Below are 26,517 nucleotides of genomic sequence, written 5' to 3' on the forward strand. Positions count from 1 at the left end.
CGACCCGCTGGGCATCGGTCACCGACAACGGCGGAATCTTCGGACCCGGACGACTCATACCGAACCAACGACGAATCTCCGACTCAGGTCACTAGGGTCTGTCGTTTGGATCACGCCGCAGACGCGGGGCCTGGTGCGCGCATCTGCGGCGTTGTCGTCACTCGCCGACGCTCCGCGTCGACTCCTTCCTCCGCCTTGCAGCTGCATGCACCAGGCCCCGCTCACCGGCATGAGAAGCCGCCGCCGATGCCCTGCGACCTGATCCAAACGACAGACCCCGGCCCGCCGGACCGGGGCGCGGATGTCATTGTTACGGTCCCTGGATGGCGAACTGGGACGAGTACGGCGTCCGCGCGCGGCTACGTGAGATGGCCGCACGGGACCCGGAGCGGGAGCGTTTCGGGGCGCGCACGCATCGGTACGCGCTGGCGCCGCAGCTGCCGGAGACGGAGATCCGGGCGTTCGAGGAATCCCACGGCATCGCCCTACCGGCGGAGTACCGGTCCTTCCTCGCGGAGGTGGGCAACGGCCCGGCCGGGCCCGGGCACGGCCTGATGCCGTTGACCGTCCCACGCCCGGAGGCCGACGAGGAGTGGGCTGCGGACGACGAGTGGGAGGAAGACCGGCTGCCGGGCCGCCTCGCCGAGCCGTTCCCACTCACCGGCCCCCTGCCCGGCCCGATCGGGGCACCCGCCGATCTGACCCGGGGCACGCTCATGCTGGCCGAACAGGGCTGCGGCATCTACACCCGGCTCGTCTTGAACGGCGCACACGCGGGAGAGATCTGGCAGATGGATCCGGACTGGGGCGGCTTCCTGCCGGTGAGTACCGGCTTCCGCTCCTGGTACGCCGATTGGCTGACGAGCCTGTGAACGCGCGGCATGCCGACCGGACCAACCCGCCGGCAGTGGTGAGCGCCACCGCCCTTCTCTCAGGACAGCACGCGATAGGTCACGTGTGTGACCGAGTCCGCCGCTCTCGACTCCACCTGCTCGAGATTCAGTGACGGCACGCCGTCGAACAACCGTGTGCCGGCGCCGAGCGTGAACGGCACGATGTGCAGCCGCAGCTCGTCGATCAAGCCTGCGGCGAGGTACTGGTTGACGGTGGTCGCGCCCCCGTGGATCGACACGTTGCGGTCCCCCGCCGCCTCGCGAGCCTGCCGCAGTGCGGATTCGATGCCGTCGGTGACGAAGTGGAACGTGGTGCCGCCGTCCATCGGCTGCGGGTCGCGCGGGTGGTGGGTGAGCACGAAGACCGGTGCGTGGTACGGCGGATTGTCGCCCCACCAGCCCTTCCACCGTCGATCCCACGCGTCGCGTACGGGGCCGAACATGTTGCGCCCCATGATGAAGGCGCCGACCGCCGCCAGCCGGTCGAGTTCGGCCCGCCGCTGCTCCGGGGTTTCGAACATCCAGGCGTGCAGCCTGTCGCCCCAGCCATCACCGGCGTCGTCGCCGAACGGGCGCTGCTCGGTCTGGTCGAGCCCGGCCGAGTACCCGTCGACGGAGATCGAGAGGTCGCAGGTCACCCTGCCCGAACGTGTGGTCACCGTGCCGTCCTCCTGGTGGCGACCTTCCGTCGCCCTCGCTGTGAGCAGTCCGATCCGTTCATCCCTGGGGTAGACCGCTCCGGGCCCGAGAACTCATTGCGCGGCCGTCAAGGTTCGACGGCACGCGATCAAGGACGCCCCCACCATCGCCGAGGTCGTCACCGAGAGGGTTGGCATGCGGCGCGTGGGGCACGGGTGGAGGATGGCAGGGGCACGGCGCTCTCGGGCGGTGGGCAGAGGAGAGCCGCCGGGGACCGATACGACGTCGAAGCCGCCCGGGCGGGCTGTGGAGAGGCCGAGGTCGTCTCCGCGCCCGTCGGCCTGCCGGATCTGCTGGGTGTCGCGGCGGCGGTGCTCGACGACGAGGGACGGATCATCCTGTGGAGCCCGGAGGCGGAGCACCTCTTCGGGTACGGCTCGGCCGAGGCCCTGGGGCAGTACGCGGCGGACCTCCTGATCGATCTCCGCCATAAGTCCCGAGTGCTGGAGCTGTTCGGCCGGGTGCTGGCGGGGGAGTCCTGGGCCGGCGGCTTCCCGATCCACTGCAAGGACGGCACGGTGCGCCGGACCGCATTCCGCAACGTGCCGCTCCAGGACGATCAGCACCACACCTATGCGCTGGGTGTCGCCACGGACCAGCAGCAGCTGCGCGAACTGGAGACCGGTCTGGCGCTGACCTCACGGCTGTTCCACCACGCGCCGTTCGGTCTGGCCGTGCTCGATCCCCACCTGCGCTGCATGCTCGTCAATCCCGTACTGGAGAAGATCCACGGCAGACCGGTCGGCGAGACCGTGGGCCGGCACTCGTCCGAGGTCGTCCCCGTGCCGGACACCAGCGAGATCGAAGCGGCCCTGCACCGTGTCCTGGCCACGGGGGAGCCCCTGCTGAACCAGCAGCTCACCCTCAGCACCGATCCGCCCCTTCCCGGTCCGCACGGCGAACAGTCGTGGTCCTCGTCCTACTACCGGCTCCAGGACCAGCACGGACGCATCCTCGGGGTGGCCGTCACCGTGGTCGACGACACCGAACGGCACCGAACGACACCGAACGGCACCGAGCCGCGGCCGAGCGGGTGCGCCCGCGGGCAAGGCCGGTTCAGCCGGCGAGGTAGTCGTGGACGGGGGTGGCGGGTGCGAGGGTGAGGTCGGTGATGATGTGGCTGGCCGAAACCACTTCGTGCACGGGCAGGTCGGCGAGCGGTGCCATGACGTGGGCGAAGAGTTCGAGGCGGGCGGGCCCGGTCCAGGCGCCCTTGACCGTGATGTCAGTGATCTCGGTGCGGACGAGCTCGCAGACGCGCTCCGGGACGATCTTCACGGCGTAGGTGGGGACGGTGATCTGCGCCCGGGCTTCGGCCGGATCGAGGGGCAGCCACTTGTAGGCCATGGTGGCGGTGGCGACCCGCTGGGTGCCGTAGTCGAGGGTGCCGACGAGCGCACCGTTGTCGGGGAACAGGGACGGGCTGCCGACGGTCTTCGGGTAGGCGCTGAGCTCGCGGCCGGCGGCGGTGGCGGCGAAGTTGTCCAGGTGCATGGCGTGCAGGTACTCGCCGTGCTCGGCGCCGTGGCGCACGGGGATGACCTGGCCGCATTCCAGGTAGGGGCCGTAGCCCTCGACGTCGCCCATCTTCATGATCTCGAAGCGGACCAGGGGCTCGTCGATCTCCAGCGGCTCGGGGACGACGGCGCGTAGAGCCTCGGGATCGGTGCGGTAGACGACGTTGAGGTACTCGCGGTCGGTGAACCGGGTGGCCCGGGGCGGGTAGACGGGGGTGGTCAGCGGGGTGCTGAGGCGGCTGCGGATCTCTTCGGCGCGCATGGTGACTCTCCTCGAGGGCGGCAAGAGGGCCGGCGGTCTGCGACCCCATTTGCATACACGATGTATCGGATACATAGTGAATTCTATGGCGGCTGCCCGCAACCCGGCACGCGCCCCCACCCCCCTCGCACCGAAGGAAGCGCAGACCATGACCTTCACCCTCCCCACCGGCATCGAGACCCGCCCGGTCGCCGTCATCGGCGCGGGCACACTCGGCCGGCGCATCGCCCTGATGTTCGCCGCCCGCGGCGGCCAGGTGCACATCTACGATCCGAGCAGCGAGGCCGGGAAGCACGCGTGCGCCTACGTCGAGGAGCATGTGGCCGAGGTCGCCTCTCGCGTCGACGGCGGTGCGTCCGGTTCCGTCGTCCCCACCACCGACCTGCCCGAGGCCCTCACCGGCGCGTGGCTGGTCGTCGAGGCCGTCCCGGAGCGTCTGGAGCTCAAGCGGCAGGTCTTCGCCGACCTGGACCGGCTGGCTGGGCCGGACGCCATCCTGGCCAGCAACTCCTCGTCCTACCCGACGAGCCGGTTCGCCGACCACGTCGCCGATCCCTCACGCGTGGTGAACATGCACTTCTACATGCCACCCGCGCAGCCGGCGGTCGATCTGATGTCCAGCGGCCACACCGACCGGGCCGTCATGGACCTGCTGCTGGAGGTCCTGCCCCGCTACGGCGTCTTTCCCTTCGAGGCCCGCCGCGAGAGCACCGGCTTCATCTTCAACCGCATCTGGGCGGCCATCAAGCGCGAATCGCTGGCCGTCGTCGCCGAGGGCGTGTCCACCCCGGAGGACGTCGACAGCATGTGGGAGATCAACACCGGCCTCAAGGGCGGACCGTTCCGCGCCATGGACCAGGTCGGCCTGGACGTCGTCCTGGACATCGAGAAGCACTACGCCGCCGAGAACCCCAACCTCCCGACCGGACCGCGCGAACTGCTCAAGCGCTACGTCGACGCCGGACATCTGGGCGTGAAGACCGGCCGCGGCTTCTACACCTACGGTGGCCAGGACTGAACGTCAGTCTGCGGACGGGGGCGGCATAGCCTGGTCTGCCGCCCCCGTCGAGCCCAGCGGTCCCGCACGCCGTCGCGCACGCTGAGCGGAGCCCCGGAACCGCAGAGCTGTAGAAAGGCCCACCATGCCGAAGTCGCCCACCAAACGCCGCCCGCTCACTCAGGCCGCTCTGGTCCAGAGCGCCTGGGCGCTGTTCACGGAGAGGGGCTTCCACACCACTTCGATCAGCGACATCGTCGAGCGTGCCGGACTGACACGGGGAGCCTTCTACTCCAACTACCGCGACAAGGAGGAGATCTTCCTCGCCCTCTACGACGTCCACGCCGACCGGTTGCTGTCCGACCTGCGTGATGCCGCGGTCCAGGCCAAGCCGGGCGACAACCCCATCGACGAAATCCAGAACCGACTCGCCGGCCGTACCGAGGAGGAACGCCAATGGTTCCTGGTCTCCATGGAGTTCACCCTTCACGCCGCCCGGCACCCCGAACTGGCCCAGCAGTTGGCCGCCCATGAGAACCGGCTGACACAGGGACTGACCGAGGTGCTCACCGAGGCCCTCGCCCGCATGGACCTCCGGCCCACCATCCCCGCCGACGACCTGGCCCGTCTGCTCACCGCGGTCTTCGAGGGCCTCACCGCCCTGCGACTGACCCACGGAGCGGCCTATGACGCACGGGACCTGACACCCCACCTCATCAGTGCCCTCACCGCGCCCGTCACGGAGTAGCACCGCCGACAGGAGGCAGGCGCGCTGCACCTGGGCCTCGTGGTGCCGCCCGGGGTGACCGCGCTGGTCGATCTGCCGGGCGGCGAGCCCGTGGAGGCCGGACCCGGCCGTCACTCCTTCATCACGCCGTGCCCCGCCCGCGAGCGGTGACGTGCTGCTTCCTCACCTCCCCATCCGGGTGGACCGATTCAGCAGCAGGGGCACCCCATGTCCCACCCCGCCCTGCCCGACACCTTCCTGTGGGGCTCCGCCACCGCCGGACACCGGAACGAGGGCGACGACACCGCCGGCGACACCTGGTTCCTGGAGCACACGACGCCGTTCCTCTTCCGCGAACGGAGCGGGCCGGCCTGCCGCGGCTACCAGCAGTGGGAGACGGACCTCGACCTGGCCGTCGGCCTCGGACTCGACGCCTTCCGGTTCTCGGTCGAACGGGCCCGCGTCGAACCCGAGCGCGGTGTCGTCTCCGCCGAGGCCCTCGACCACTGCGAACGCAAGGCCGACGGCTGCCTCGTCCGCGGTCTCGCCCCCTCGTGACGTTCGACCACTTCACCGCGCCGCGCTGGTTCGCGGCGGCCGGTTCGTGGACCGCCCCGGACGCCCCGGAGCGGTTCGCCGAGCAGTGCGACCGCGTCATGGCCCGCTTCGGCGACCGCATCGCGTACGGCGTCCCCCTCGACGAACCCAACCTGGAGCAGTTGCTCCAGGCCGGAGGCAAGCTGCCGCCCGAGGCGGAGGAGCGGAAGGGCCGGATGCTCGCCGCCGCCGCGCAGGCGGCCGGAAGCGTCTCCTACGCCAGCGCCAACGTCATCCCGGCCGCCCTCCAGGACGACTTCCAGGAGGTGCTCACCCGCGCCCACCGCGCCGCCCGCGAGGCGATCAAGGCACGCCGCGCCGACCTGCCCGTCGGCGTCTCCATCGCCATCGCCGACGAGGTCGCGCTCCCCGGCGGCGAGAAGCACCGCGACGCCAAGCGCGCCGCCGTGTACGACCACTGGCTGTGCGAGGCACGCCAGGACGACTTCATCGGCGTGCAGAACTACGCGCGTGTCGTCCACGGCCCCGACGGCGAAGTGCCGGCCGAGGGGGAGCCCAACGGCATGGGCACCGCCATCGAGCCCGGCTCCCTCGCCGGCGCGGTGCGCTACGCGCACGAGGCGGCCGGGGTGCCGGTCCTCGTCACCGAGCACGGCATCCAGACCGCCGACGACACCCAGCGCGCCGCCTTCATCCCCGCCGCGGTGCGGGAACTGACCGCCGAGACCGCGGCAGGCACGCCCGTCCTCGGCTACTGCCACTGGACCCTCATGGACAACTTCGAGTGGATCTTCGGTTACGGCGCCCAGCTCGGCCTCCACGAGGTCGACCGCGACACGTTCCAGCGCCGTCCGAAGCCGAGCGCGCGGGCGTACGCGGACGTGGGGCGCGCCTACCGGGCGGCGGCTGTGCGCTGAGCTGGGCGGCGCACCGGACCCCTCATTGCGCCGGCCGTTATCGCGTCCGCCCGGCACCCCCACCCGTGCAGCGGCGGGCGAAGTCGGCCGTGCGGGTGTGACAGTCCTCGGCGCTCTCGTCCGACAGGCCGACCCAGAGGTGGTTGCCGCCGCTGATCAGGCGCAGCTCGGGATGGTGGCCGGCGTCGCGCAGGGCCTCGGCGAGGCGGACGGACTGGCGGGCCGGGACCAGGACGTCGTCGGTGCCGTGCAGGATGAGGAAGGGCGGGGCCTGGGGGCCGACGTGGGTGACCGGGCTGGCGTCGCGGGCCGCCTCGGGCCGGTCCGCCGGGGCCCCGCCGAGCAGCAGGGCCTCGAAGGAGTCCGCGTCGTGGGGGTCGTACGTGCCCTCGGGCCGGTCCTCGGCGAGTGCGGGCAGGTCGGCGGGGGCGTACCAGGTGACGCAGCCGGCGATCGTGCCGGCGGGCTGGGTGAGGGCGGTCAGGGCGGCGAGGTGTCCGCCGGCGGACTCGCCCCACAGCACGGTGCGGCCGGCGTCCACACCGAGGTCGTCGGCGCGGGTACGGAGCCAGTCCAGTACGGCGGCCAGGTCGTCGCGCTGGGCGGGGTGGGCGGCCTCACCGCTGAGGCGGTAGTCGGGGCAGGCGACGGCGAACCCGGCCCGGGCGAGCCGGGCGAACGGGCCGGGCCGCCAGGAACGGAAGCGGGGGCCGAGGTCGTCGCGCAGACCGGTGCGCCAGGCTCCGCCGTGGACGAAGACGATGACGGGTACCGGATCGGTGGCGTCCTCGGGCAGCCACAGGTCGACAGTGAGGGGGCGGCTGCCGTCGGGGACGGCGTAGACGGCGCCGCGCAGCAGCCGCACGCCGTCGGCCGGGCGGGCCGGGTGCGGCAGGGGCAGCGCGGCCGGGTCCGGCGGGGCCAGCAGGTGGAAGGGGAACGTCACGTCACGGGCCTTTTCGTCTCATCGGACGGTGCGGGGCAGGATGCGGTGGGCGTTGGCGGTGGTGAGCGCGCGCCAGCTCGCGAAGCCCTCGGGCGCCTCGGCGGCGTCGAGACCCTCGATGTGGCTCTCCACTCCGGCGGCCGGGGTCCAGCAGTGGTCGCTGCCGTACAGGAGGCGGTCGGTGCCGGCCAGACTCATCAGTGCGGGCAGCTGGCGGGGCAGGGCGGGGCCGGCGATGTCGTAGTAGAGGCGGCCGAGCTGTTCGACGGCGCCGGGGGCCTCGGTGCCGGCGGGCATGAACATCTTCATGAAGCCGTCGATACGGTCGGCGAGGACCGGCAGGGCGCCGCCGCAGTGCGGCACGATCACCGTCAGGTCCCGGTGCCGGTCCAGGGTGCCGGACATGAGCAGGTCGGTGACGGTGCGGGCGGTGTCGAAGATGAACTCCACCATCGGGCGGGGGCGTCCCAGGGCGGACTGCTCCCAGCACACCGGCGAGGTGGGGTGCAGGAAGACCACCGCGCCGCGCCGGTCCAGCTCGGCCCAGACCGGCTCCAGGCCGGGGTTGCCGAGGTAGGTGCCGTGGGTGTTGGTCTCCAGGACCACGCCGTCGGCGTGCAGGGTGTCGTAGGCGTGGGCGATCTCTTCGAGGGCGCCGTCGACGTCCGGCAGGGGCAGGGAGGCGAACAGGCCGAAGCGGCCGGGGTGCGCGCGCACGGTGTCGGCGCCGGCCTCGTTGACCTCACGGGCCAGGCGGCGGGCGGCGGTGTCGTCGCCGAAGTGGACGCCGGGCGAGGAGACGGAGAGCATCGAGGTCTCGATGCCGCAGCGGTCCATCAGTTCCAGGTGCGCCTCGGCCGACCAGGACGGCCAGGCGGGCATGCCGTCGGGCAGTTCGTGCCCGGCCTCACGGGCCCGGCGGACGTAGGAGTCGGTGACGAAGTGGGCGTGGACATCGAGGTAACCAGGGGCATCAGGAGACACGAGGGGGCCCTTCTTCAGGCGGCGGGAGGGTGGGGCGGCGGGTCAGGCGGTTGCGGACGGCGGTGGCGACGCGTTCGCCGAGCACGATGCCGGCCAGTCCGGTCAGACCGAGGAGCGGCGGGGCGGGCGAGGTGAGATCCAGCGCCCAGTACACCGCTCCCATGAGCAGGCCGGCGGCGAAGGAGAACACGGCCGGGCGGAGGAAGGCCCGGCCGCCACCGACGGCGCTCACAGGGCGCCCAGCGCGGCCTGGCCCAGCAGCATGCCCGACAGCCCGATCAGGGCGACCGGGGGCGGTGCGGGTGACTCGACCCGCACCACCACGTACAGCACGCCGACCAGCACGCCCGCGAGCAGGGCTTCGAGATACGGCACTGCTCGTACTCAGCCTTCGGTACGCCACTTGTGGTCGGGCAGGAAGTTCACGTCGTACCTCTGCGGCACGGTGGCGAACTTCTCCCGCTCGGGAACGTAGGGCTGCCGCGGCGGGTCGAGTTCGTCGGTGGGCGTGCCGAGGTTCTCGAAGAACCGCTCGAAGGTGCCGCCCGGGCCGGCCGCCACTCCGACGATCCGGCTGTGGTGGCGCTCGATGCGGTAGGCGTGCGGGCAGTTCTTCGGGACGAAGCCGAAGTCGCCCACCGTGAGCAGCTTCTCGTACTGCTCGCCCTCCAGGTCCTCCACGAACAGGCGCACGGCACCGTCGGTGATGTAGAAGACCTCGTAGGTGTCGGGGTGGGAGTGGGCGGGGATGATGTCGCCCTTGGGTCCTTCGCAGGTGAAGAAGTTGAAGGTGTTCTCCGTCTGCTCGCCACCGGCGTAGATGGTGAACATGTCCGTGAAGAGGTGGGCGCGGTCTCCCATGCCCTTCTCGATGAAGTACGGCTTTCCCGGCTCCGGCGGGATGTGGGAGCGCTCGCGGTAACGGGTGGCGAACTCGATGGTCATGGTGGTCCTTTCCGACGGCGGGCTCAGCACAGCACCAGAACGGCTCGGGGCGACCGGCTCGGATCGTGCGGGGCGGCGAACTGCGGCACCACGCGCCGTTCTCATGGGGGTTCCGGAAGTCGGCCGGGATCTCCGGTGGCTTCGTGACCTCCTTCCTTCACGTTAGGCCCGCTGAGGAGCCTTGACGGCGTAAACTCGGGCAGGCGATGAAGGAAAACGGACAGACCGGGGCCGGGCACGGAGCAGCCGGCATCGCGGCTCGGCGGACGGCGACCGCCATCCCCGCCGTGGTCTACCGTCCGACCCCCGGCAGGCCACCCGGCCTCGAAGTGCTCGATCCTCTCGAACTCGCCGCACGTGCCGCCGAGCGAGGGCGCCCCCTCACCGATCCCGGACGTCCGGCTTTCCATCTGATCGTCGCGGTGCGGGAGGGCCGGCTGGAGTGTTCCGTGGATTTCACGACGTACGTCCTGCGCCCGGGGGACTGGCTGTGGGTGTGGCCGGGGCAGGTGCTGCAGTTCCCTCACGGCCCCGGGAAGTGCGGTGCCACGGTGCTGGTCTTCCCGACGGGCTTCCCCAGCGCCGCGACCGACGCGTTGATCCGGGACGCCGAGTACATCCCGTACCGCCTCGTCACGCCCGACCCGGCACGGCAGACGGCCCTGCTCGGTCTGCTGGACGCCTTGGTCGAGGAGCACGCCGGTCTCGGCGACCTGACGCTGGAGGCGTACATCGAGACGCTGCGCGACCTGCTCTCGGTGATCCTCATCCGGCTCGTCCACCTCGCCGACCCGCGGCGGCGGACACGAACCGGCGGTGGCAAGCCGTTCGACCTGTTCCGCCGGGCCGTCGAGGACGGTTTCGGGCGGACCCACCGGGTCGAGGACTACGCGGCCGAACTCGGCTACAGCCCCCGCACCCTCACTCGTGCCACCCGGGCGGCCCTCGGCTGCGGCGCCAAGCGTTACATCGACGACCGGGTGCTGCTGGAGGCCAAACGCCTGCTCATCCACACCTCGTTGGCGCCGGCCGCCATCAGCGAACGCATCGGGTTCGCCTACCCGACCGTCTTCAGCGCCTTCTTCCGGCAGCACACCGGCATGACGCCGACCGGGTTCCGGCGCCTGACACGGGCCTGAGGAACGAGCACCGGGACGTGGCCGGAACGACCCGCCGCTACAGGCCGAGCAGGCGCTCGGCGTCGAGGTGGCAGATCTTCGCCCGGTCGGTGTCGCCGATCGGGGCGCACACGCTCGTTGCCCGGAGGCTGTCCAGGCGCCAGAGCATGCCCGGCAGGCTCTCGCCCGTGTGACCGAGGAAGAGTGCGGCTCCGGGGAAACCGGTCGTGGATCCAGGAGGAGACGACGCGCAGCGTGTGGGTGGAGGTCTCCACGCCCCAGCTCCACATCGGACCGGTCCGTCTGGGGCAGGCGCACGTCGGTGAAGTCCAGCAGTCGCTTCAGCGGACAACGGCCTCGGGCCGACGGCCGGTCGACCGGATCGAGCCGCTGGTCGGAGCGGAACCGCTCAGGACGGAAGAGGCGCACCCGGCATACGACGTTTCCGGCCCGTTCGAAGGATCCGGGCCGGCCGGTGCCGGTGTCTTTGGCCGGGAGAGTCGCAGGGCGACCTGGGCGGCACCCTCGGAACTCTGCTCGGCACGGGAGTCCTCCTCGCAGCCGCCGTGCTCGCGCTGACGCCCCTCGCGGTGCCGGTGGGTTCACTCGCCCTCGGCGATGCTCTTCATCGCCTTCCAGCCGTGCGTGACGCCGCCACCGGCGCGCAGGGCGGCGGCGACCATGACCGCTTCGGCCACATCGGTCTTGGACGCACCGGCCTTCACGGCGCGCTTGGCGTGGTCCTCGACGCAGAAGGGGCACTGCGTCGTCACCGCGACGCCGACCGCGATCAGCTCACGGGTGGCCAGGTCCAGGTTGCCGGTGTCCTTGCTGAACACGGCCTTGTCGAAGCCGAAGAACGCCGACACCATCTCCGGCGCGGCCTCCTTGATGTCGGCGATGAACTGTGCTTCCTCGTGGTGCGAATGCATGAAGTCACCCGTTCCCGTCCGAACACCGGTGGGAGGACCTCGGCATCGACGTCCCGCTGAAGGTGCTCGACACCCCCTACCGCGAGATCACCCGGCCGGTCGTGGAGTACGTCCGCTCCGTCCATCGCGAGAGTCCGCGTGACGTGATCGGCGTGTTCATCCCCGAGTACGTCGTCGGGCAGTGGTGGGAGAACCTGCCGCACAACCGGTCCGCGCTGTGGCTCAAGGCCCGGCCGCTGTTCATCCCGGGGGCGATGGTGACCAGCGTTCCCTGGCAGCTCGCCTCGTCGGCCCGCGCCGATCGCCCCGTCGCCCGGGCGCCGGGATCGGTGCGCCGCGGGGAGCCCGTGCACCGACGTGGGCGGCGGCCCACGGCTGGGAACCACCCAAGGCGTTAGGGGGCCGTCAAAGGGAGGCGTGCGACCGTAAGAGAGGCGTCAACAAAGGGCAGCACCTGGTCAGAAGCGCGCTTTCCTCTAGAGGTCCGATTCTCATCCGAACCTCTCTCAGGAGCTCTCGATGGCCGACGTGGCCTTCGTCGTCATCACGGTCGCGGTGTTCGCGCTGGTGGCGTTCATCGCCAAGGGGGTGGCGAAGCTGTGACCGCCGAGAACATCATCGGTCTCGTCGTGGCCGTCGCCCTGCTCGGTTACCTCGTCCTCGCCCTCGTCAAGCCGGAGAGGTTCTGAGCACGGACATGAGCCCTTTCCTCGCGGCTGTGCTCCAGCTGCTCGCCCTGACCGCCGCGCTCGCGCTGGCGTACCGCCCGCTGGGCGACTACATGGCCAGGGTGTACTCCTCCGACCGTCATCTGCGGGTCGAGAAGTGGATCTACAAGGCCATCGGCGCCAACCCCGATGCCGAGATGCGCTGGCCCGCCTATCTGCGCGGCGTGCTGGTCTTCTCGGCGGTGAGCGTCCTCTTCCTGTACACCCTGCAGCGTCTCCAGGGTTCGCTGCCCGGTTCGCTCGGCTTCGCCTCCATCGACCCGGACCAGGCGTTCAACACCGCCGCGTCCTTCGTGTCGAACACCAACTGGCAGTCGTACTACGGCGAGCAGGCCATGGGCCACGTCGTGCAGACCGGTGGCCTGGCGGTGCAGAACTTCGTCTCGGCGGCCGTCGGCATCGCGGTCGCCGTCGCGCTCGTACGGGGCTTCGCCCGGTCCCGCACCGGTGAACTCGGCAACTTCTGGGCCGACCTGGTCCGCGGAGTCGTACGCGTCCTGCTGCCCCTCTCGGTTGTCGGCGCGATCGTTCTGGTCGCGTGCGGCGCGATCCAGAACTTCTCCGGTATCCACGAGGTCGGGCAGTTCATGGGCGGCTCACAGCAGTGGAACGGTGGCGCGGTGGCCTCGCAGGAGGTCGTCAAGGAGCTGGGTACCAACGGCGGCGGTTACTTCAACGCCAACTCCGCCCACCCCTTCGAGAACCCCAACGCCTTCACCAACCTCTTCGAGATCTTCCTGATCCTCCTGATCCCGTTCTCGCTGACGAGGACCTTCGGCCGGATGGCCGGGAGCGTGAGGCAGGGGTACGCGATCCTCGGCACGATGGCGGCCGTCTGGGTCGGGTTCGTGCTGCTGATGTGGGCGACCGAGTTCGCGGGCCACGGCCCGGCCTTCGAGACGGCGGGCGGGGCGATGGAGGGCAAGGAGACCCGGTTCGGGATCGGCGCCTCGTCCATCTTCGCGGTCTCCACCACGCTCACCTCGACCGGTGCGGTGGACTCTTTCCACTCGTCCTTCACCGGACTCGGCGGCGGGATCACGATGCTCGGCATGATGCTGGGCGAGATCGCGCCCGGCGGTGTCGGTTCCGGCCTGTACGGCATGCTGATCATGGCGATCATCGCAGTGTTCGTCGCGGGTCTGATGGTCGGTCGGACGCCCGAGTACCTGGGCAAGAAGATCTCCACCCGGGAGATCGGGTTCGCCGCCTGCCACATCTTGGTCACCCCGGCGCTGGTGCTCGGCTTCACCGCCGCCGCCATGGCCCTGGACACGCCCGCGGACTCGATGACCAACAGCGGCGCGCACGGCTTCTCGGAGATCCTTTACGCCTACACCTCCGGCGCCAACAACAACGGCTCGGCCTTCGCCGGCCTGAACGCCGACACCCCCTGGTTCAACACCACCATCGGGCTGGCGATGCTCCTCGGCCGGTTCGTGCCGATGGTGTTCGTGCTGGCGCTGGCCGGCTCGCTCGCCGAGCAGACGACGGTCCCGGAGACCACCGGCACGCTCCGTACCGACAAGCCGCTCTACGCGGGCCTGCTGGTCGGCACCATCGTGATCATCACCGGTCTGACCTACTTCCCGGCCCTCGCGCTGGGCCCGCTCGCCGAAGGGCTGGCGTCATGACCATCAACGTGAACAGGCAAGAGGACGCCATGTCCACCGCCAACCCGGCCAAGGCGCCGCACAGCGATCTGCCACCCCGGCACAAGCCCGATGCGGGGCGTGCCTCCCGGGGGCTGTTCGACCCCAAGCAACTGATCAAGTCCCTACCGGACGCGATCCGCAAGTTCGACCCGCGCGTGATGGCCAAGTCGCCGGTCATGTTCGTGGTCCTCGTCGGCTCGGTGGCCACCACCGTGCTGGCGCTGAAGGACCCGACCGACTGGTTCGGCTGGGCGATCTCCGTGTGGCTGTGGCTCACCACGGTCTTCGCCAACCTCGCGGAGGCGGTGGCCGAGGGCCGGGGCAAGGCGCAGGCGGACACCCTGCGCAAGGCCAGGACGGACACCGTCGCCCGTCGGCTGACCAAGGACGGGAAGTCCGAAGAGCGGGTGCCCGGCACCGAGCTGCGGATCGGTGACCTGGTGGTCTGCGAGGCCGGCGACATCATCCCCGGCGACGGTGACGTCGTCGAGGGCGTGGCGTCGGTGGACGAGTCGGCCATCACGGGTGAGTCGGCTCCGGTCATCCGCGAGTCGGGCGGCGACCGCAGCGCTGTCACCGGCGGTACGAGGGTCCTCTCCGACCGGATCGTCATCAAGATCACGACAAAGCCGGGCGAGACGTTCATCGACCGCATGATCGACCTGGTCGAGGGCGCGGCTCGGCGGAAGACGCCCAATGAGATCGCGCTCAACATCCTGCTCGCCTCGCTGACCATTGTCTTCCTGCTCGCGGTTGTCAGCCTGAAGCCGTTCGCCCTCTACGCGGGCGCCGACGAGCAGACGTCGCTGATCGTCCTGGTAGCGCTGCTGGTCTGCCTGATCCCGACCACGATCGGCGCCCTGCTGTCCGCGATCGGTATCGCGGGCATGGACCGGCTCGTCCAGCGCAACGTACTCGCCATGTCGGGCCGCGCGATCGAGGCCGCCGGCGACGTCTCCACACTGCTGCTGGACAAGACCGGCACGATCACGCTCGGCAACCGGCAGGCCGCCGAGGTCGTCCCGGTCAAGGGCACGACCGAGGCCGAGGTGGCCGACGCCGCCCAGCTCTCCTCGCTCGCCGACGAGACGCCCGAGGGACGTTCCGTCGTCGTCCTCGCGAAGGAGGAATACGGGCTGCGCGAGCGCCATCAGGGTGAACTGGCACACGCCGAGTGGGTGCCCTTCACGGCCCAGACGCGCATGTCCGGCGTGGACGTCGACGGACGCAAGGTCCGCAAGGGCGCGGCCGGTTCCGTCATCACCTGGGTGAAAGAGCGGGGCGGGCAGGTCGCCGACGACGCCGGCTCCCTCGCCAACCGCATCTCCGAGGCGGGCGGTACGCCGCTCCTCGTCGCCGTCGAGGACGACAAGGGCGCCCGGATCCTGGGCGTGATCCACCTCAAGGACGTGGTGAAGGAGGGTATGCGGGAGCGGTTCGACGAGCTGCGCCGCATGGGCATCAGGACCGTCATGATCACGGGCGACAACCCGCTCACCGCGCAGGCGATCGCGGACGAGGCCGGCGTCGACGACTTCCTCGCCGAAGCGACGCCCGAGGACAAGATGGCGCTCATCAAGCGCGAGCAGGCGGGCGGCAAGCTGGTCGCGATGACCGGCGACGGCACCAACGACGCCCCCGCGCTCGCGCAGGCCGACGTCGGCGTGGCGATGAACACCGGCACCTCGGCCGCCAAGGAGGCCGGGAACATGGTGGACCTCGACTCCAACCCGACCAAGCTCATCGAGATCGTCGAGATCGGCAAGCAACTCCTCATCACACGAGGCGCGTTGACGGCATTCTCCCTCGCCAACGACGTGGCGAAGTACTTCGCCGTCATCCCCGCGATGTTCGCGATCGCTTACCCCGGCCTGGACAAGCTCGACATCATGGGCCTGGCATCCCCCGAGTCCGCGATCCTGTCCGCTGTCATCTTCAACGCGCTCATCATCGTCGCGCTCGTACCGCTCGCCCTGAAGGGCGTGCGGTACCGGCCGATGAGCGCGGACAAGATGCTCCGCCGCAACCTCGGCATCTACGGCCTCGGCGGCCTCATCGCCCCGTTCATCGGCATCAAGCTCATCGACCTGCTCCTCTCCCTCATCCCTGGCATCGGGTGACGACAAACATGACCAACTCCGTACGCAACACCGCCCGGCTGATCGGTGCGGGCCTGCGGGCCCTGCTCGTCCTGACTGTCGTCTGCGGCGTGCTCTACCCGCTCGCCGTGACCGGCGTGGCCCAGGCGCTGTTCCCCGGCAGAGCGAACGGCTCCGAGGTCAGGAGTGACGGCGAGGTCGTCGGCTCCGAACTCATCGGCCAGCGCTACGACCTGCCTCTGAAGAAGGGCGAAGAGACCCCGGAACCGGACCTGAAGTGGTTCCAGCCGCGCCCCTCCAACGGTCTGGGCATCAACACCGTCAACACCCGGTACGAGCTGTTCCTGTCCGGCGCGACCAACCGCTCCGGCGACAACGCCGAGCTGATCAGGTGGATCGAGGACGCCAAGGCCGCCGTCGTCAAGGACAACTCCACCGCCGACCACAAGGTGCAGCCGTCGGACGTGCCGGCCGACGCCGTCACCTCCTCCGCCTCCGGTCTGGACCCGCACATCTCTCCCCAGTACGCCAGGCTCCAGGTCCACCGGGTCGCCGCCCGGAACAGCCTCCCCGTCGATCGGGTGGAGAAGCTGGTCGACGCACACACGGACGGCCGGGTTCTCGGCTTCATGGGCGAGCCCCGGGTGAACGTCCTCAAGCTCAACATCGCGCTCAAGGAACTGATCGAGAAGGACTGATGGCTTTACCGACAGCGGCCGGGAGCCGACGAGCCGTGGAGCCCCCGCGGCCCGGCGGCACCCGCTGCCCTGACCGCGGCGAGCCCACTGACCGCGTATCCGGCGGGAAGGCCGTCGCCGCGTTGTCGGGGCGGCGTCGGCCTGCCCCCGCCCGCCGGGGCCACCCCCACGGGTGCGGAGCAGTTCCTGGCCTCACGGCGGCGGTTCTGACCCGATCCTTCTTCAGGGCGCGGGGGCGTGCTCGTCCGAGAGGTTGAGCTCGGGGGTGGGGCGGCGGAATCCGCGGGTGAGCCGGAGGAGGTAGCCGCATCCGGCCGTGAGCCATACCAGTCCGATGGTGAGTGCGTCCGCGCTGAGCTGGGTGATCAGGTAGGCGGTGACGCAGGCGCCGAGCGTCGGTGTCACGACGTACCCGAGGATGCCGCCGCCGTCGGTGGGGCGGTTGCGGACGTAGAAGAGCACGACGCACACGTTGACGGCGGTGAACGCCGTGAACGCGCCGAAGTTGATGAACGATGTCGCTGTCTGGAGATCGATGTTCAGTCCGGTCAGACACATGGCACCTGTGACGAGGAGGCTGAGTACCGGTGTCTGGGTCCGGGGGTGCAGCGTGCCGAAGACCCGTCGGGGCAGGACGCCGTCGCGGCCCATGCTGTACAGCAGACGGCTGGAACTGAGCTGCACGGCGAGGCCCGAGGCGAATCCGCCGACGATGGAGGCCATGTTCGTCCAGTCGGCGAAGGCCTGGCCGCCGACCTGTACGGACAGGGTGTATCCGGCGATGTCCGGGTCCGCGAAGTCGCCTCCGGGGTGGACGAGTTGCATGATGTAGGCGACCACGGCGAAGAACAGGCCGCCGATCCCGACGACGAGGACGACGGCGCGCGGAATGGTGCGCCGGGCGTCACGGGTCTCCTCGGAGAGTGTGGTGACGGCGTCGAAGCCGAGGTAGGAGTAGGCGGCGACGGCGGCGGCCGCCGATATGCCGGCCAGTCCGCTGTCCGCGTTCCACAGCGGTTCCGTGTAGGACCGCGGCCGGCTGTCCGCGAGGTGGACCAGGCAGTAGGCGACGAACAGCAGCACCAGGAGCACCGCGAGCGCGGTCAGCAGCTTGTTGACGCGGTCGGCGAGTGAGACGCCGATGATGTTCACCAGTGTGGTCAGGCCGGCGTTCAGGAGCATCCACGCCCAGACGGGGATGTGCGGGAACTGGGCGTTGAGGTAGACGGACTGGACGAGCCAGGCGACCATCGGCAGGAACAGGTAGTCCAGCAGGACGAGCCAGCCGACGAGGAATCCGGCCCGCCCGCCCGCCACCTCGCGGACGTAGCCGTACGCAGATCCGGAGACGGGAAAGTGCCGGGCCATCTTGGCGTAGCTGAGGGCGGTGAGGCACATCGCCGCGGTGGCTACGAGGAAGGCGGTCGGCGCGGTGCCCGCGCCGGCCGCGGCGATCACTCCGAACAGCACCATCACGAGGCTGGGCGCCATGTAGGCGAGTCCGAAGGTGACCACGGATGCCAGGGAGAGCTTGGGGGAGAGGTCCCCGGAGGTCCTACTCATGTCCGGCGCCGTCTTCCGAGGCGACGGAGCCGTTCAGGGAGGCGGCGCGCTGTGCGGCTGGCGTCCGGGGCGGGACGGCCGGACGCCAGGCGGCCGGGTCGATGTACCCGTTGTACAGGGGGAGTGCGAGGCGGCTGTCTCCTTCCTGGAAGTGCTCCCAGGGCCAGGAGTCACCGCTGGTGCCGTGGGTGCGGGCGGCCGCGACCCGGTCGAAGTCGACGATGCCGACGAGGGTGGCGTCCTCCATGCCGGCGGCGGGGATCTGGAAGTGTCCTTCGGGGTCGACGAGCAGGCTTCCGCCGTGGGCCGTGGGGGAGGCGCCGTTGACGCTGGCCACCCAGATCTGGTTGACGATGGCGTTCGCCTGGTTGAGGGGGATCTCCTGGATCCGGCCCGTCGTTGGGGTCTGGACCAGGTTGATCACCAGTTCGGCGCCCATCCACGCCAGGTGCCGGGTGACTTCCGGGTACCAGCTGTCGTAGCAGATCGACAGCCCCACCCGGCCGTGACCGGGCATGTCGAACACGACGAACTCGCGCCCCGGGCAGAACGGTTCGTAGGGGCGCCAGGTGAAGATCTTGCGGTAGTGGGCGGCCCGCTCCCCGTCCGGGTTGTAGACCACGGCGGTGTTGTAGACCGAGCCGTCCTCCGCGCGTTCCAGGACCGTTCCCGGAACGAGCCAGATGCCCAGTTCCCGGGCGAGTGCGCCGAGTGACCGGCCGCGGGGGCCGTCGAGCGGTTCGGCGTACCGGTCGACGGCCTCCTGTTCGGACATGTCCTCCACGCCGAGCGAACACAGGTGCAGCTCCGGATAGACAACGAGCCGGGCGGCGTTGGGTGACTTCATGCGCCGGCGCAGCCCGTCGGCGAACTCCTCGAGAGATTCCGCGGACGTCTGGACCAGGGCGACGCGTAGATGCCGGCTCATGAGGGCTCCTGAGATGACGGACGGGCCGTGTCGGGAACGGCGGTGCACAGGTACGGGCAGCCGGGGCCGAGTCCGTCGGGCGGAGTCGGCGGTGGCGTGTCCTGCGACACGGAACCCGATCCGACATACCGTTGTCAACGGTGTTGGCAACAATGGTTGCCGCCCGTTGGTAAGGTCGTCACCCGGCCCCCGACCGAGAAGACCGAAACCCATGGCGAAGAACACGGCACCCAAAGCCCCGGAGAACGCCGGAACGGGCTCCGCCCGCGGCACCGGCCCACGCCAGCGCAGAAGCGTGCGCCGGGAAGCCGCCGTGAACGCCGCGTTCCAGCTCGCCGAGCGCGAGGGCCCGGCCGGCCTGACCATGCGCAGGCTGGCCCAGGAACTCGACGTGGACGTCTCCATCCTCTACCGGCTCTTCCGCGACAAGGACGAACTCGTCCTCGCGCTGTGCGAGCGGACGATCGAGATCGAACTCGACGAGATCGGCGACATCCCCGAAGAGGAAACCTGGCAGGACACACTGCGCCGCATCGCCGACATCACCTGGGCCTACCAGGATCGCTTCCCGGCCATCACCCTGCTCAGCTTCGCCCGCACCACCGGCGGACCCGCCGAGCGGCGCATGGTGGAGCTTCTGCTCTCGACCTTCGAGCGCGCAGGTCTGCCTCCCGCCCAGGCCGTCCTGTTCTACCGCGCCTTCATCGACACCGCTCTCGGCCTTTGCGCCCACTCCGCCTCGCTCGGCTCACTCGCGCCCGAGGACCGTGAGAAGGACGACTCGGCCTGGAGCCGCGTCTACTCCCACCTGTCCGAGCGCCAGTACCCGGCGACCGTGAGACACATCGACGACCTGACAACCGTGACCCAGAAAGCGATCTACACCGCCGCCGTCGAAGCGATCCTCTCCGCCGCCGAACACACCGCGACCGAGCACGACAGGACCTCCCGGACGCTCTGAGACGATCACGCCAGCCGCACGTCGATGCGGAGGCCGGCCCCGCGGCCATCCCCTTCTTCGTGACGCTCGGCCCCGCCTTCTCCGGCTGACGACCTGAGAACTGCCGCCGGGAGTACCCGGCGGCCGCTGTGCGGTGACTGCTCCACGAACGCTGTGCACCTTTAACTCCTATAGTGGACAAAAGGGATTCAGATGCGTTTTCTCCCCGGCGAGGAGGGTCATCCAATGTGCGGGATCTCCGGCTGGGTGTCCTACGAGCGAGATCTGCGGCAGGAGCGCTCCACTGCCGAAGCGATGAACGCGACGATGGCGTGCCGCGGCCCCGACGCGCAGGGCCTGTGGCTCGGTGGGCACGCGGCGCTCGGCCATCGCCGACTCGCCATTATCGATCTGCCCGGGGGCACCCAGCCGATGACGGAGCGCACCCCGGACGGGGACGTCGTGCTGATCTACTCCGGGGAGGCCTACAACTTCGCGGAACTGCGCGAGGAGCTGCGCCGGTGCGGCCATAGTTTCCGCACCGACAGCGACACCGAGGTCGTGCTGCGCGGCTACCTGGAATGGGGCGCGGAGCTCCCCGAGCGGCTGAACGGCATGTACGCGTTCGCGGTCTGGGACGGTCGAACCGAGCGGCTGCTCCTGATGCGTGACCGGATGGGCATCAAGCCGCTGTACTACTTCCCCACCGAGGACGGTGCACTGTTCGGTTCCGAACCGAAAGCCATCCTGGCCAACCCGGTGGCGCCCCGCGAGGTGGGTCTGGAGGGCCTGCGAGAGCTGTTCTCCATGGCCAAGACGCCCGGATGTGCCGTCTGGTCGGGAATGCGGGAGGTGGAACCGGGCACGGTGGTGACCGTCGACCGCGCGGGCGTACACACCCACACCTACTGGCGACTACGCGCGGCCGAGCACACCGACAGTCGCGAGGACACCGTGGCGCAGGTGCGCCGGTTGCTCGACGATATTGTCCGCCGTCAGCTGGTGGCCGACGTGCCGCGGTGCATCCTGCTGTCCGGCGGCCTGGACTCCAGCGCGGTCACCGCACTGGCAGCCCAGCAGTTGCGCGGCCGGGAGACGGTGCGCAGCTTCGCGGTCGACTTCGTCGGTCAGAGCGAGAACTTCGTTCCCGACGGTCTGCGAGCCACCCCGGACACCCCGTATGTGTACGACGTCGCCCGGCATGCGGGTACCGACCACCAGGACATCGTGCTCGATCCCCAGGGGCTCGCGGATCCCAGCGTGCGTACCGCCGCGGTGCGGGCCAGGGACCTGCCGCTCGGCCTGGGCGATATGGACCAGTCGCTGCTGCTGTTGTTCCGGGCGATCCGGGAGCACTCCACAGTGGCCCTGTCGGGCGAGTCCGCGGACGAGGTCTTCGGCGGCTACGCCTGGTTCCACGACCCTGCCACCCGTGATGCCGGTACCTTCCCCTGGCTGGCGGCCCTGGAGCGCCAGCACGGCCGCGGCGGCAGTTCGGTGCTCGCCCCGGAACTGCGCGAGCGCCTGGACCTGCCGGGATACCTGGCTCAGCGGTACGAGGAGGCCCTGGCGCAGGTCCCGCGTCTGGACAGTGAGGATGATCCGCTGGAACGCCGGATGCGGGAGGTGTGCTACCTGCACCTGACCCGCTTCGTACGGATACTGCTGGATCGCAAGGACAGGCTGAGCATGGCCACCGGTCTGGAAGTACGCGTCCCGTTCTGCGATCACCGCCTGGTCGAGTACGTATTCAACACGCCGTGGTCGCTCAAGACATTCGACGGCCGGGAGAAGAGTCTGCTGCGGCAGGCCACAGCGGACCTCCTGCCCCGCTCGGTCCTTGAGCGCGTCAAGAGTCCCTACCCCTCGGCTCAGGACCCCGCCTACGCGGCGGAGTTGCAGACACAGGTCCGCGACCTGCTGTCGGCTGGCACGAGTCCTGCCCTCGACCTTCTGGACCGGACCTGGCTGCGTCAGATCACCGCCGTCGAACCCGAACAGGTCGGCACCGCGGACCGCAACGGCCTGGAACGGACACTGGACCTGGCCGTCTGGTTCGAGCTGGAGCGGCCCACCCTCACCCTCGGCTCGTGACATCACCGCGGAGACCAGCCGGTGTCGGCTTTCGCTGCGCGTACGTCCTGGTGGCGGGCCACGCAGGCCTTTCACGAAGCCTTCGCCTCAGAGTGCTCCGCGCGGGGCAGAGCGGCCTTGCGCGCCGGTGCGGGAGGCAGTCCCGCCCCGGCTTCGCAGGGCGTACCAACGGCCCGGTCACGCGGGCTCCACCGGCTCCGCGGTCCCGGCCCCGCCTGCGGCCGAAACGCACGACCAGCCGCGATCCAGCAGGAGAGGGTGAGGAGCAACCCATGTCCGCCAACGGCGACGCCGAGCTGGTGTTCCAGCCTGCTCGCGGGCTGATCGGTCTGATGACGAGCCGGCAACTGTCCGCCCGCGAGCTCCTCGATGCCCATCTGCAGCAGATCGAGAAGGTGAATCCCCAGGTCAATGCGTTGGTGACGGTATGCGCCGACCGCGCCTGCGAACTGGCGGCCGCAGCTGATGCCGCTCTGGCGAAGGGCCGTGTCCTGGGCCCGCTGCACGGCCTGCCGGCCGCGCACAAGGACCTCGCCGACACTGCCGGGATCCGCACCACCTACGGTTCACCGCTGCACGCCGATCACGTGCCCACGCGGAACCACCTGGTCGTCCAGCGGATGCTCGACGCCGGCTGCGTGACGCTGGGCAAGACGAACACCCCTGAGTTCGGCACCGGTTCGCAGACGTACAACCCGGTCTTCGGCGCCACCGCGAACGCCTACGATCCCGCGAAGACCTGTGGCGGGTCCTCCGGCGGCGCCGCCGTCGCGCTGGCCACCGGCATGGCCGCCGTCTGCGACGGTTCCGACATGGCCGGCTCGCTGCGCAACCCCGCCTCCTGGAACAACGTCGTGGGGCTGCGCCCGTCGGACGGCCGGGTACCGCAGTGGCCGAACGACCGGCCCGTGTTCACGTTGTCCGTGTACGGCCCGATGGGCCGGACCGTCGGTGACGTGGCTCTGCAGATGCTGGTGATGGCCCGGCCGTCGAACAGGTCGATCCTCAACCTGCCGCCGCAGGACTTCCACGCCGTATACGACGGGGACATGACCGGCACGCCCGTCGCCTGGTCGGACACGCTCGACGGGTTGCCCATCGATCCGGCGCTGGCCGAAGCGCTGGCCCCGGCACGCGGGCTTCTCACCCAGCTCGGGTGCGCGGTCACCGACGCCGAGCCCGACCTCACCGGTGTGGACGAGGCGTTCGACATCATGCGCGCCGCCTACTACTGGCAGGAGCACGCCCAGGAGTACCGGGACCGTCCCGACCAGCTCGGCGACAGCGTGAGGTGGGAGATCGAGCACGGCAGCAGGCTGACGGTCGAGGATCTCGGGCGGGCGGAGACACTGCGCGCCCGCGCCTACGACCGGATGCACGACTTCCTCGACACCTACCGTTTCCTCGTCGCCCCGGTCACTCAGCTGCCGCCGTTCCCCATCGAGCAGCACTGGCCCGAAACGGTCGCGGGCGTCCCCCAGACCTACTACCGGGAGTGGATGCGGGTCTGCTCCCGTATCTCCCTGACCGGCAACCCGGCTGTCTCCGTACCGTTCGGTTTCACCGCGGACGGCTTGCCCGCCGGACTGCAGATCATCGGCCGGCACGGCGACGACCTGGGCGTGCTGCAGCTGGCCCAGGCCGTCGAATCCGCCACCGGCACCTGGCGTACCCGCCCCGCTCGCCCGGTGGTGGGCCGAGACCACCGGCCACCGCCGGCGGTCGCCCCATGAGGTTTCCCCGCCCCCCGCCCTCGTCGTCCTCGTCCGGCCGGGGCCACGGGCACGGACACGGGCGCTCGGGCAGCGAATACGGCGGCATCGGCGGGGACTTCTGCCGAGGTACTTCGCACCGGGGCGGCCGGCTGCCCCGGTGCCGTCGTCGGGTGCCGGCCTGCTGACCGAGCCCGTGCGCCCGGCGGCGCGGGGGCCTACTTGGATTCGACTCGTCCTACGGCGTGGGGGCCGGTGGTCAGTGCCTCGCACGCGGCCTGCCACGTGGGGGCGCCGGGGTGAAGCCGGGTGTGGAGGTAGGCCGCGGTGAGCCGGGCGAGGGCGACGACCCGTTCGGGATTCTCGTCGGTGGTCTCGGCGGCGTCGTATCCGGCGATTCCGCCGAGTCCGTGCTCCGCGTCGAACAGGGTGAGCAGGGTCTTGGGGCCGGGGGCGAGGGTGTAGGGGTCGGCGTGCCAGTCCGGTCCCATGTCCGTGAAGTGCCGGGGGTCGTCCTTGTCGCCGGCGACGACCAGCGTGGGTGTGGTCATGGTGGAGAAGTCGACGGCGCCGATGACCGGCCACTGCTTAGCCATGGGCCCGTTGAAGGCGTCGCCGCCCCTGCCGGGCGCGGCGAGCAGGACGCCGGCCTTGATCCGGGGATCGGCGAGGTGCACCACGTCCCCGGTGTCGGGATCGGTGAGTCCGGCGCCCAGCAGGAGGGCGGCGGTGAAGCCGCCGAGCGAGTGTCCGGCGAGGGCGACCTTGGCGGGGTCGATCCGCCCGGCGAGCTGCGGCACGGTGCGTTCGATCACGTCGAGCCGGTCGAGGATGTGGGTCATGTCCTCGGCGCGGGATCGCCAGAAGTCGGGTGCGCCGGGTGCGTCGGCGACCAGGTGGCTCAGTGTCCTGGAGGTGAGGTGGGTGGGCTGGATGACGGCGTATCCGTGGGCGGCCCAGAAGTCGGCGAGGGGCGCGTAGCCGTTGAGCGAGGAGAGGTTGTTCGAGGGACCGTGACCGTGGGAGAGGAGGACGACGGGGAGGCCGGTTCCGGTGGCGGGTACGGAGACGCGTACGTGGAGGTCTACGGGGCGTCCGGGCACCGGGAGGACCACGGGGCTGAAGGACAGGACCGGGGCGGGCGCGCCGAAGGCGCCGGTGGCGGTGGCGGTGGACGTGGAGGCGGATGTGCTCACGATGGGGTTCTCTTTCGGTGGTGCCTGTCGTCCGCCGGTCTCCTGCGATCGGCGGCGGGCAGGGCGGACAGGGGCACCCCGCTTCGGTTAACCTGAAGTGGAGCGCTGCTCCGATTAGTATCCGGAGCGGTGCTCCGCTTTGTCAATCGGTGTGGAAGGAGTACACGGTGACCACCGACAGCCCTGCGGGGAAGTCGCCCTCCCGAGGCAAGCGGGCCGACGCCCAGCGCAACCGGGAGGCGGTACTGGCCGCCGCCGCCGAGGTGTTCGTCACCTCCGGCGTCGACGCGCCGATCCGCCGGATCGCCGCCCGGGCGGGTGTCGGCATGGCCACGATCTACCGCCACTTCCCGACCCGGGCGGATCTCGTCACAGCCGTCTACCGCCACCAGATCGAGGCATGCGCCGAGGCCGGCCCGAACCTGCTGGCCAGCACGGACTCTCCGTTCGACGCGCTGCGTGAGTGGATCGACCTCTTCGTCGACTTCCTCGTCACCAAGCACGGACTCGCCGACGCCCTGCAGTCCGACAACGACCGCTTCGCCGCGCTGCACGACTACTTCCTCGACCGCCTGCTGCCCGTCTGCGCCGAACTGCTCGACGCCGCGGTCGAGGCCGGCGACATCCGGCCCGGTACGCAGCCGTACGAGCTGATGCGCGGCATCGGCAACCTCTGCGTCGGACGCGACGACGACTCCCGCTACGATCCCCGACGCCTGATCGCTCTCCTCCTCCGGGGGCTTCGGCCGTCTCCCGCGTCCTGATGCCGACGAGCGGCATCGCGCCCGGGCCCAACCCGACGGCGTACGTGCACAACCCGCACCGGTTCAGCGATCCGGAGCGGCCGCACGCCGTACTTCCACTCGGACGGACCGCCCGGTTCCGGCGTGATCGACAAGTTCCGGGAACACGGACGCCGGTACGGCGTCGAGCCGGTGTTCGACACGACTGCGCTGGAGTGAGGGCATGTACGAGTTCCATGGCTGGTTCGGTGTCTCCGAGGGCCCGTACGAGGACGACTCGCAGTCCCTGAGGGCCGGTGTCGAGGAGCTGCGTGCGCGGATCGACGCGGTCCAGTGGTCCTCCAGCCGCAAGGTCGTGCTCGACGTCTTCAACGGGCTGCACGTCGTCACGGCCACCGGTCAGACCAACCGCATCGGCTACGAGGCCGGGCGGTTGGACGAACTGGTGGCGTACATCGCGCGTCGCTTCCCCGGCTCGTGGGGGCTCCTCTACGACCGCTCGGACGAAGGCGACATCCCGAACGCCGACAACGCGTTCCGGGTGCGTGTCATGCGCAGGGGGGCCGTCGAGGAGCGCCTGGATCCGTTCCTCTCGCCGTGCGATCCGGTGATCGAGAACTGACAGTGAGGATGTGTGGTGGCTTCCCCGCCGGGTCTGACTCACGG

The 26,517-nt window shown here is 70.2% G+C and carries 26 protein-coding genes and 2 pseudogenes; 17 read left to right on the forward strand and 11 right to left on the reverse strand.

Features of this window, described 5'->3' with window-relative positions; translation table 11 throughout:
• Nucleotides 1-323: 323 nt before the first annotated feature.
• Nucleotides 324-872 (forward strand): SMI1/KNR4 family protein, encoded by a 549-nt coding sequence (locus tag ACIRFH_RS14985; RefSeq protein ID WP_403520494.1) that lies wholly within the window; start codon nt 324-326, stop codon nt 870-872.
• A 59-nt stretch (nt 873-931) separates the two neighbouring features.
• Here the strand turns inward: ACIRFH_RS14985 and ACIRFH_RS14990 are convergent, their stop codons facing one another.
• Entirely contained in the window at nt 932-1,552 is a 621-nt protein-coding gene (locus tag ACIRFH_RS14990) for a dihydrofolate reductase family protein (RefSeq protein WP_403520496.1), read from the reverse strand.
• A gap of 195 nt (nt 1,553-1,747) precedes the next feature.
• Between ACIRFH_RS14990 and ACIRFH_RS14995 the strand changes: the two genes are divergently transcribed.
• Complete coding sequence (locus tag ACIRFH_RS14995) at nt 1,748-2,695, forward strand: PAS domain-containing protein (protein ID WP_403520498.1); 948 nt, start codon at nt 1,748-1,750, stop codon at nt 2,693-2,695.
• On the opposite strand, the gene ACIRFH_RS15000 is transcribed toward ACIRFH_RS14995, so the two are convergent.
• Nucleotides 2,649-3,371: an acetoacetate decarboxylase gene (locus ACIRFH_RS15000; RefSeq protein WP_403520500.1), complete on the reverse strand. Its 723-nt coding sequence runs from the start codon at nt 3,369-3,371 to the stop codon at nt 2,649-2,651. The genes ACIRFH_RS14995 and ACIRFH_RS15000 overlap by 47 nt on opposite strands.
• A 148-nt stretch (nt 3,372-3,519) precedes the next feature.
• Between ACIRFH_RS15000 and ACIRFH_RS15005 the strand changes: the two genes are divergently transcribed.
• From ACIRFH_RS15005 to ACIRFH_RS15020, 4 genes and pseudogenes are all read left to right on the forward strand, one after another.
• A complete protein-coding gene (locus tag ACIRFH_RS15005; RefSeq protein WP_403520502.1) occupies nt 3,520-4,389 on the forward strand; it encodes a 3-hydroxyacyl-CoA dehydrogenase family protein in 870 nt (289 codons plus the stop codon).
• Nucleotides 4,390-4,513: 124 nt separating this feature from the next.
• Nucleotides 4,514-5,116: a TetR/AcrR family transcriptional regulator gene (locus ACIRFH_RS15010; protein WP_403520504.1), complete on the forward strand. Its 603-nt coding sequence runs from the start codon at nt 4,514-4,516 to the stop codon at nt 5,114-5,116.
• A gap of 207 nt (nt 5,117-5,323) precedes the next feature.
• A pseudogene (locus tag ACIRFH_RS15015) lies at nt 5,324-5,862 on the forward strand (family 1 glycosylhydrolase); the annotation flags it as partial.
• A 354-nt stretch (nt 5,863-6,216) separates the two neighbouring features.
• Nucleotides 6,217-6,570 (forward strand): family 1 glycosylhydrolase, encoded by a 354-nt coding sequence (locus tag ACIRFH_RS15020; RefSeq protein ID WP_403520789.1) that lies wholly within the window; start codon nt 6,217-6,219, stop codon nt 6,568-6,570.
• Nucleotides 6,571-6,607: 37 nt separating this feature from the next.
• Here the strand turns inward: ACIRFH_RS15020 and ACIRFH_RS15025 are convergent, their stop codons facing one another.
• Genes ACIRFH_RS15025 through ACIRFH_RS15045 form a run of 5 tightly spaced genes read right to left on the reverse strand, consistent with a single transcriptional unit; the run spans nt 6,608 to nt 9,445 of the window.
• Entirely contained in the window at nt 6,608-7,516 is a 909-nt protein-coding gene (locus ACIRFH_RS15025) for an alpha/beta hydrolase fold domain-containing protein (protein ID WP_403520506.1), read from the reverse strand.
• Nucleotides 7,517-7,534: 18 nt separating this feature from the next.
• Nucleotides 7,535-8,500 (reverse strand): amidohydrolase family protein, encoded by a 966-nt coding sequence (locus tag ACIRFH_RS15030; RefSeq protein WP_403520508.1) that lies wholly within the window; start codon nt 8,498-8,500, stop codon nt 7,535-7,537.
• Nucleotides 8,490-8,732 (reverse strand): DUF1427 family protein, encoded by a 243-nt coding sequence (locus tag ACIRFH_RS15035; protein ID WP_403520510.1) that lies wholly within the window; start codon nt 8,730-8,732, stop codon nt 8,490-8,492. Before ACIRFH_RS15035 ends, ACIRFH_RS15030 begins: the two co-directional genes overlap by 11 nt.
• Nucleotides 8,729-8,875 (reverse strand): DUF1427 family protein, encoded by a 147-nt coding sequence (locus tag ACIRFH_RS15040; protein ID WP_403520512.1) that lies wholly within the window; start codon nt 8,873-8,875, stop codon nt 8,729-8,731. The genes ACIRFH_RS15035 and ACIRFH_RS15040 overlap by 4 nt, the downstream gene beginning before the upstream one ends.
• A gap of 9 nt (nt 8,876-8,884) precedes the next feature.
• A complete protein-coding gene (locus tag ACIRFH_RS15045) occupies nt 8,885-9,445 on the reverse strand; it encodes a quercetin 2,3-dioxygenase (RefSeq protein WP_403520514.1) in 561 nt (186 codons plus the stop codon).
• A gap of 206 nt (nt 9,446-9,651) precedes the next feature.
• On the opposite strand from ACIRFH_RS15045, the gene ACIRFH_RS15050 reads away from it, so the two are divergent.
• Nucleotides 9,652-10,584: a helix-turn-helix domain-containing protein gene (locus tag ACIRFH_RS15050; RefSeq protein WP_403520516.1), complete on the forward strand. Its 933-nt coding sequence runs from the start codon at nt 9,652-9,654 to the stop codon at nt 10,582-10,584.
• A gap of 581 nt (nt 10,585-11,165) precedes the next feature.
• Here ACIRFH_RS15050 and ACIRFH_RS15055 read toward each other — a convergent pair.
• The gene (locus ACIRFH_RS15055; RefSeq protein WP_403520518.1) at nt 11,166-11,495 is read right to left on the reverse strand and encodes a carboxymuconolactone decarboxylase family protein; all 330 of its coding nucleotides are present in this window, start codon (nt 11,493-11,495) and stop codon (nt 11,166-11,168) included.
• Nucleotides 11,496-11,521: 26 nt separating this feature from the next.
• Between ACIRFH_RS15055 and ACIRFH_RS15060 the strand changes: the two are divergent.
• The 5 genes and pseudogenes from ACIRFH_RS15060 to ACIRFH_RS15080 form a co-directional block, all read left to right on the forward strand.
• Nucleotides 11,522-11,893 (forward strand): annotated as a pseudogene (locus tag ACIRFH_RS15060) (DNA-binding protein); the annotation flags it as partial.
• A 201-nt stretch (nt 11,894-12,094) separates the two neighbouring features.
• The gene (gene kdpF / locus ACIRFH_RS15065; RefSeq protein ID WP_019888110.1) at nt 12,095-12,184 is read left to right on the forward strand and encodes a K(+)-transporting ATPase subunit F; all 90 of its coding nucleotides are present in this window, start codon (nt 12,095-12,097) and stop codon (nt 12,182-12,184) included.
• An 8-nt stretch (nt 12,185-12,192) separates the two neighbouring features.
• Nucleotides 12,193-13,857, forward strand: a complete 1,665-nt coding sequence (gene kdpA / locus ACIRFH_RS15070) for a potassium-transporting ATPase subunit KdpA (RefSeq protein WP_403520521.1) — start codon at nt 12,193-12,195, stop codon at nt 13,855-13,857.
• A 29-nt stretch (nt 13,858-13,886) separates the two neighbouring features.
• Entirely contained in the window at nt 13,887-15,998 is a 2,112-nt protein-coding gene (gene kdpB, locus ACIRFH_RS15075) for a potassium-transporting ATPase subunit KdpB (protein ID WP_403520791.1), read from the forward strand.
• Between the two features lie 8 nt (nt 15,999-16,006).
• A complete protein-coding gene (locus ACIRFH_RS15080) occupies nt 16,007-16,675 on the forward strand; it encodes a potassium-transporting ATPase subunit C (protein WP_403520523.1) in 669 nt (222 codons plus the stop codon).
• A 222-nt stretch (nt 16,676-16,897) separates the two neighbouring features.
• Here ACIRFH_RS15080 and ACIRFH_RS15085 read toward each other — a convergent pair whose 3' ends face one another.
• Both ACIRFH_RS15085 and ACIRFH_RS15090 read right to left on the reverse strand, forming a co-directional pair.
• On the reverse strand, nt 16,898-18,238 hold the full coding sequence (locus ACIRFH_RS15085; protein WP_403520525.1) for an APC family permease: 1,341 nt from the start codon (nt 18,236-18,238) through the stop codon (nt 16,898-16,900).
• Entirely contained in the window at nt 18,231-19,166 is a 936-nt protein-coding gene (locus ACIRFH_RS15090) for a carbon-nitrogen hydrolase family protein (RefSeq protein ID WP_403520527.1), read from the reverse strand. Before ACIRFH_RS15090 ends, ACIRFH_RS15085 begins: the two co-directional genes overlap by 8 nt.
• A gap of 211 nt (nt 19,167-19,377) precedes the next feature.
• On the opposite strand from ACIRFH_RS15090, the gene ACIRFH_RS15095 reads away from it, so the two are divergent.
• From ACIRFH_RS15095 to ACIRFH_RS15105, 3 genes are all read left to right on the forward strand, one after another.
• Nucleotides 19,378-20,127 (forward strand): TetR/AcrR family transcriptional regulator, encoded by a 750-nt coding sequence (locus tag ACIRFH_RS15095; RefSeq protein ID WP_403520529.1) that lies wholly within the window; start codon nt 19,378-19,380, stop codon nt 20,125-20,127.
• Between the two features lie 225 nt (nt 20,128-20,352).
• A complete protein-coding gene (asnB, locus tag ACIRFH_RS15100) occupies nt 20,353-22,200 on the forward strand; it encodes an asparagine synthase (glutamine-hydrolyzing) (RefSeq protein ID WP_403520531.1) in 1,848 nt (615 codons plus the stop codon).
• A 272-nt stretch (nt 22,201-22,472) separates the two neighbouring features.
• On the forward strand, nt 22,473-23,933 hold the full coding sequence (locus ACIRFH_RS15105; protein ID WP_403520533.1) for an amidase: 1,461 nt from the start codon (nt 22,473-22,475) through the stop codon (nt 23,931-23,933).
• A gap of 197 nt (nt 23,934-24,130) precedes the next feature.
• On the opposite strand, the gene ACIRFH_RS15110 is transcribed toward ACIRFH_RS15105, so the two are convergent.
• Complete coding sequence (locus ACIRFH_RS15110; protein ID WP_403520535.1) at nt 24,131-25,108, reverse strand: alpha/beta hydrolase family protein; 978 nt, start codon at nt 25,106-25,108, stop codon at nt 24,131-24,133.
• A gap of 167 nt (nt 25,109-25,275) precedes the next feature.
• On the opposite strand from ACIRFH_RS15110, the gene ACIRFH_RS15115 reads away from it, so the two are divergent.
• Nucleotides 25,276-25,872: a TetR/AcrR family transcriptional regulator gene (locus ACIRFH_RS15115; protein WP_403520537.1), complete on the forward strand. Its 597-nt coding sequence runs from the start codon at nt 25,276-25,278 to the stop codon at nt 25,870-25,872.
• A 202-nt stretch (nt 25,873-26,074) separates the two neighbouring features.
• Entirely contained in the window at nt 26,075-26,473 is a 399-nt protein-coding gene (locus ACIRFH_RS15120) for an Imm7 family immunity protein (RefSeq protein ID WP_403520539.1), read from the forward strand.
• Nucleotides 26,474-26,517: the final 44 nt, after the last annotated feature.

The organism is Streptomyces sp. NPDC093586 (genome assembly GCF_044764905.1).
Lineage (GTDB): Bacteria > Actinomycetota > Actinomycetes > Streptomycetales > Streptomycetaceae > Streptomyces.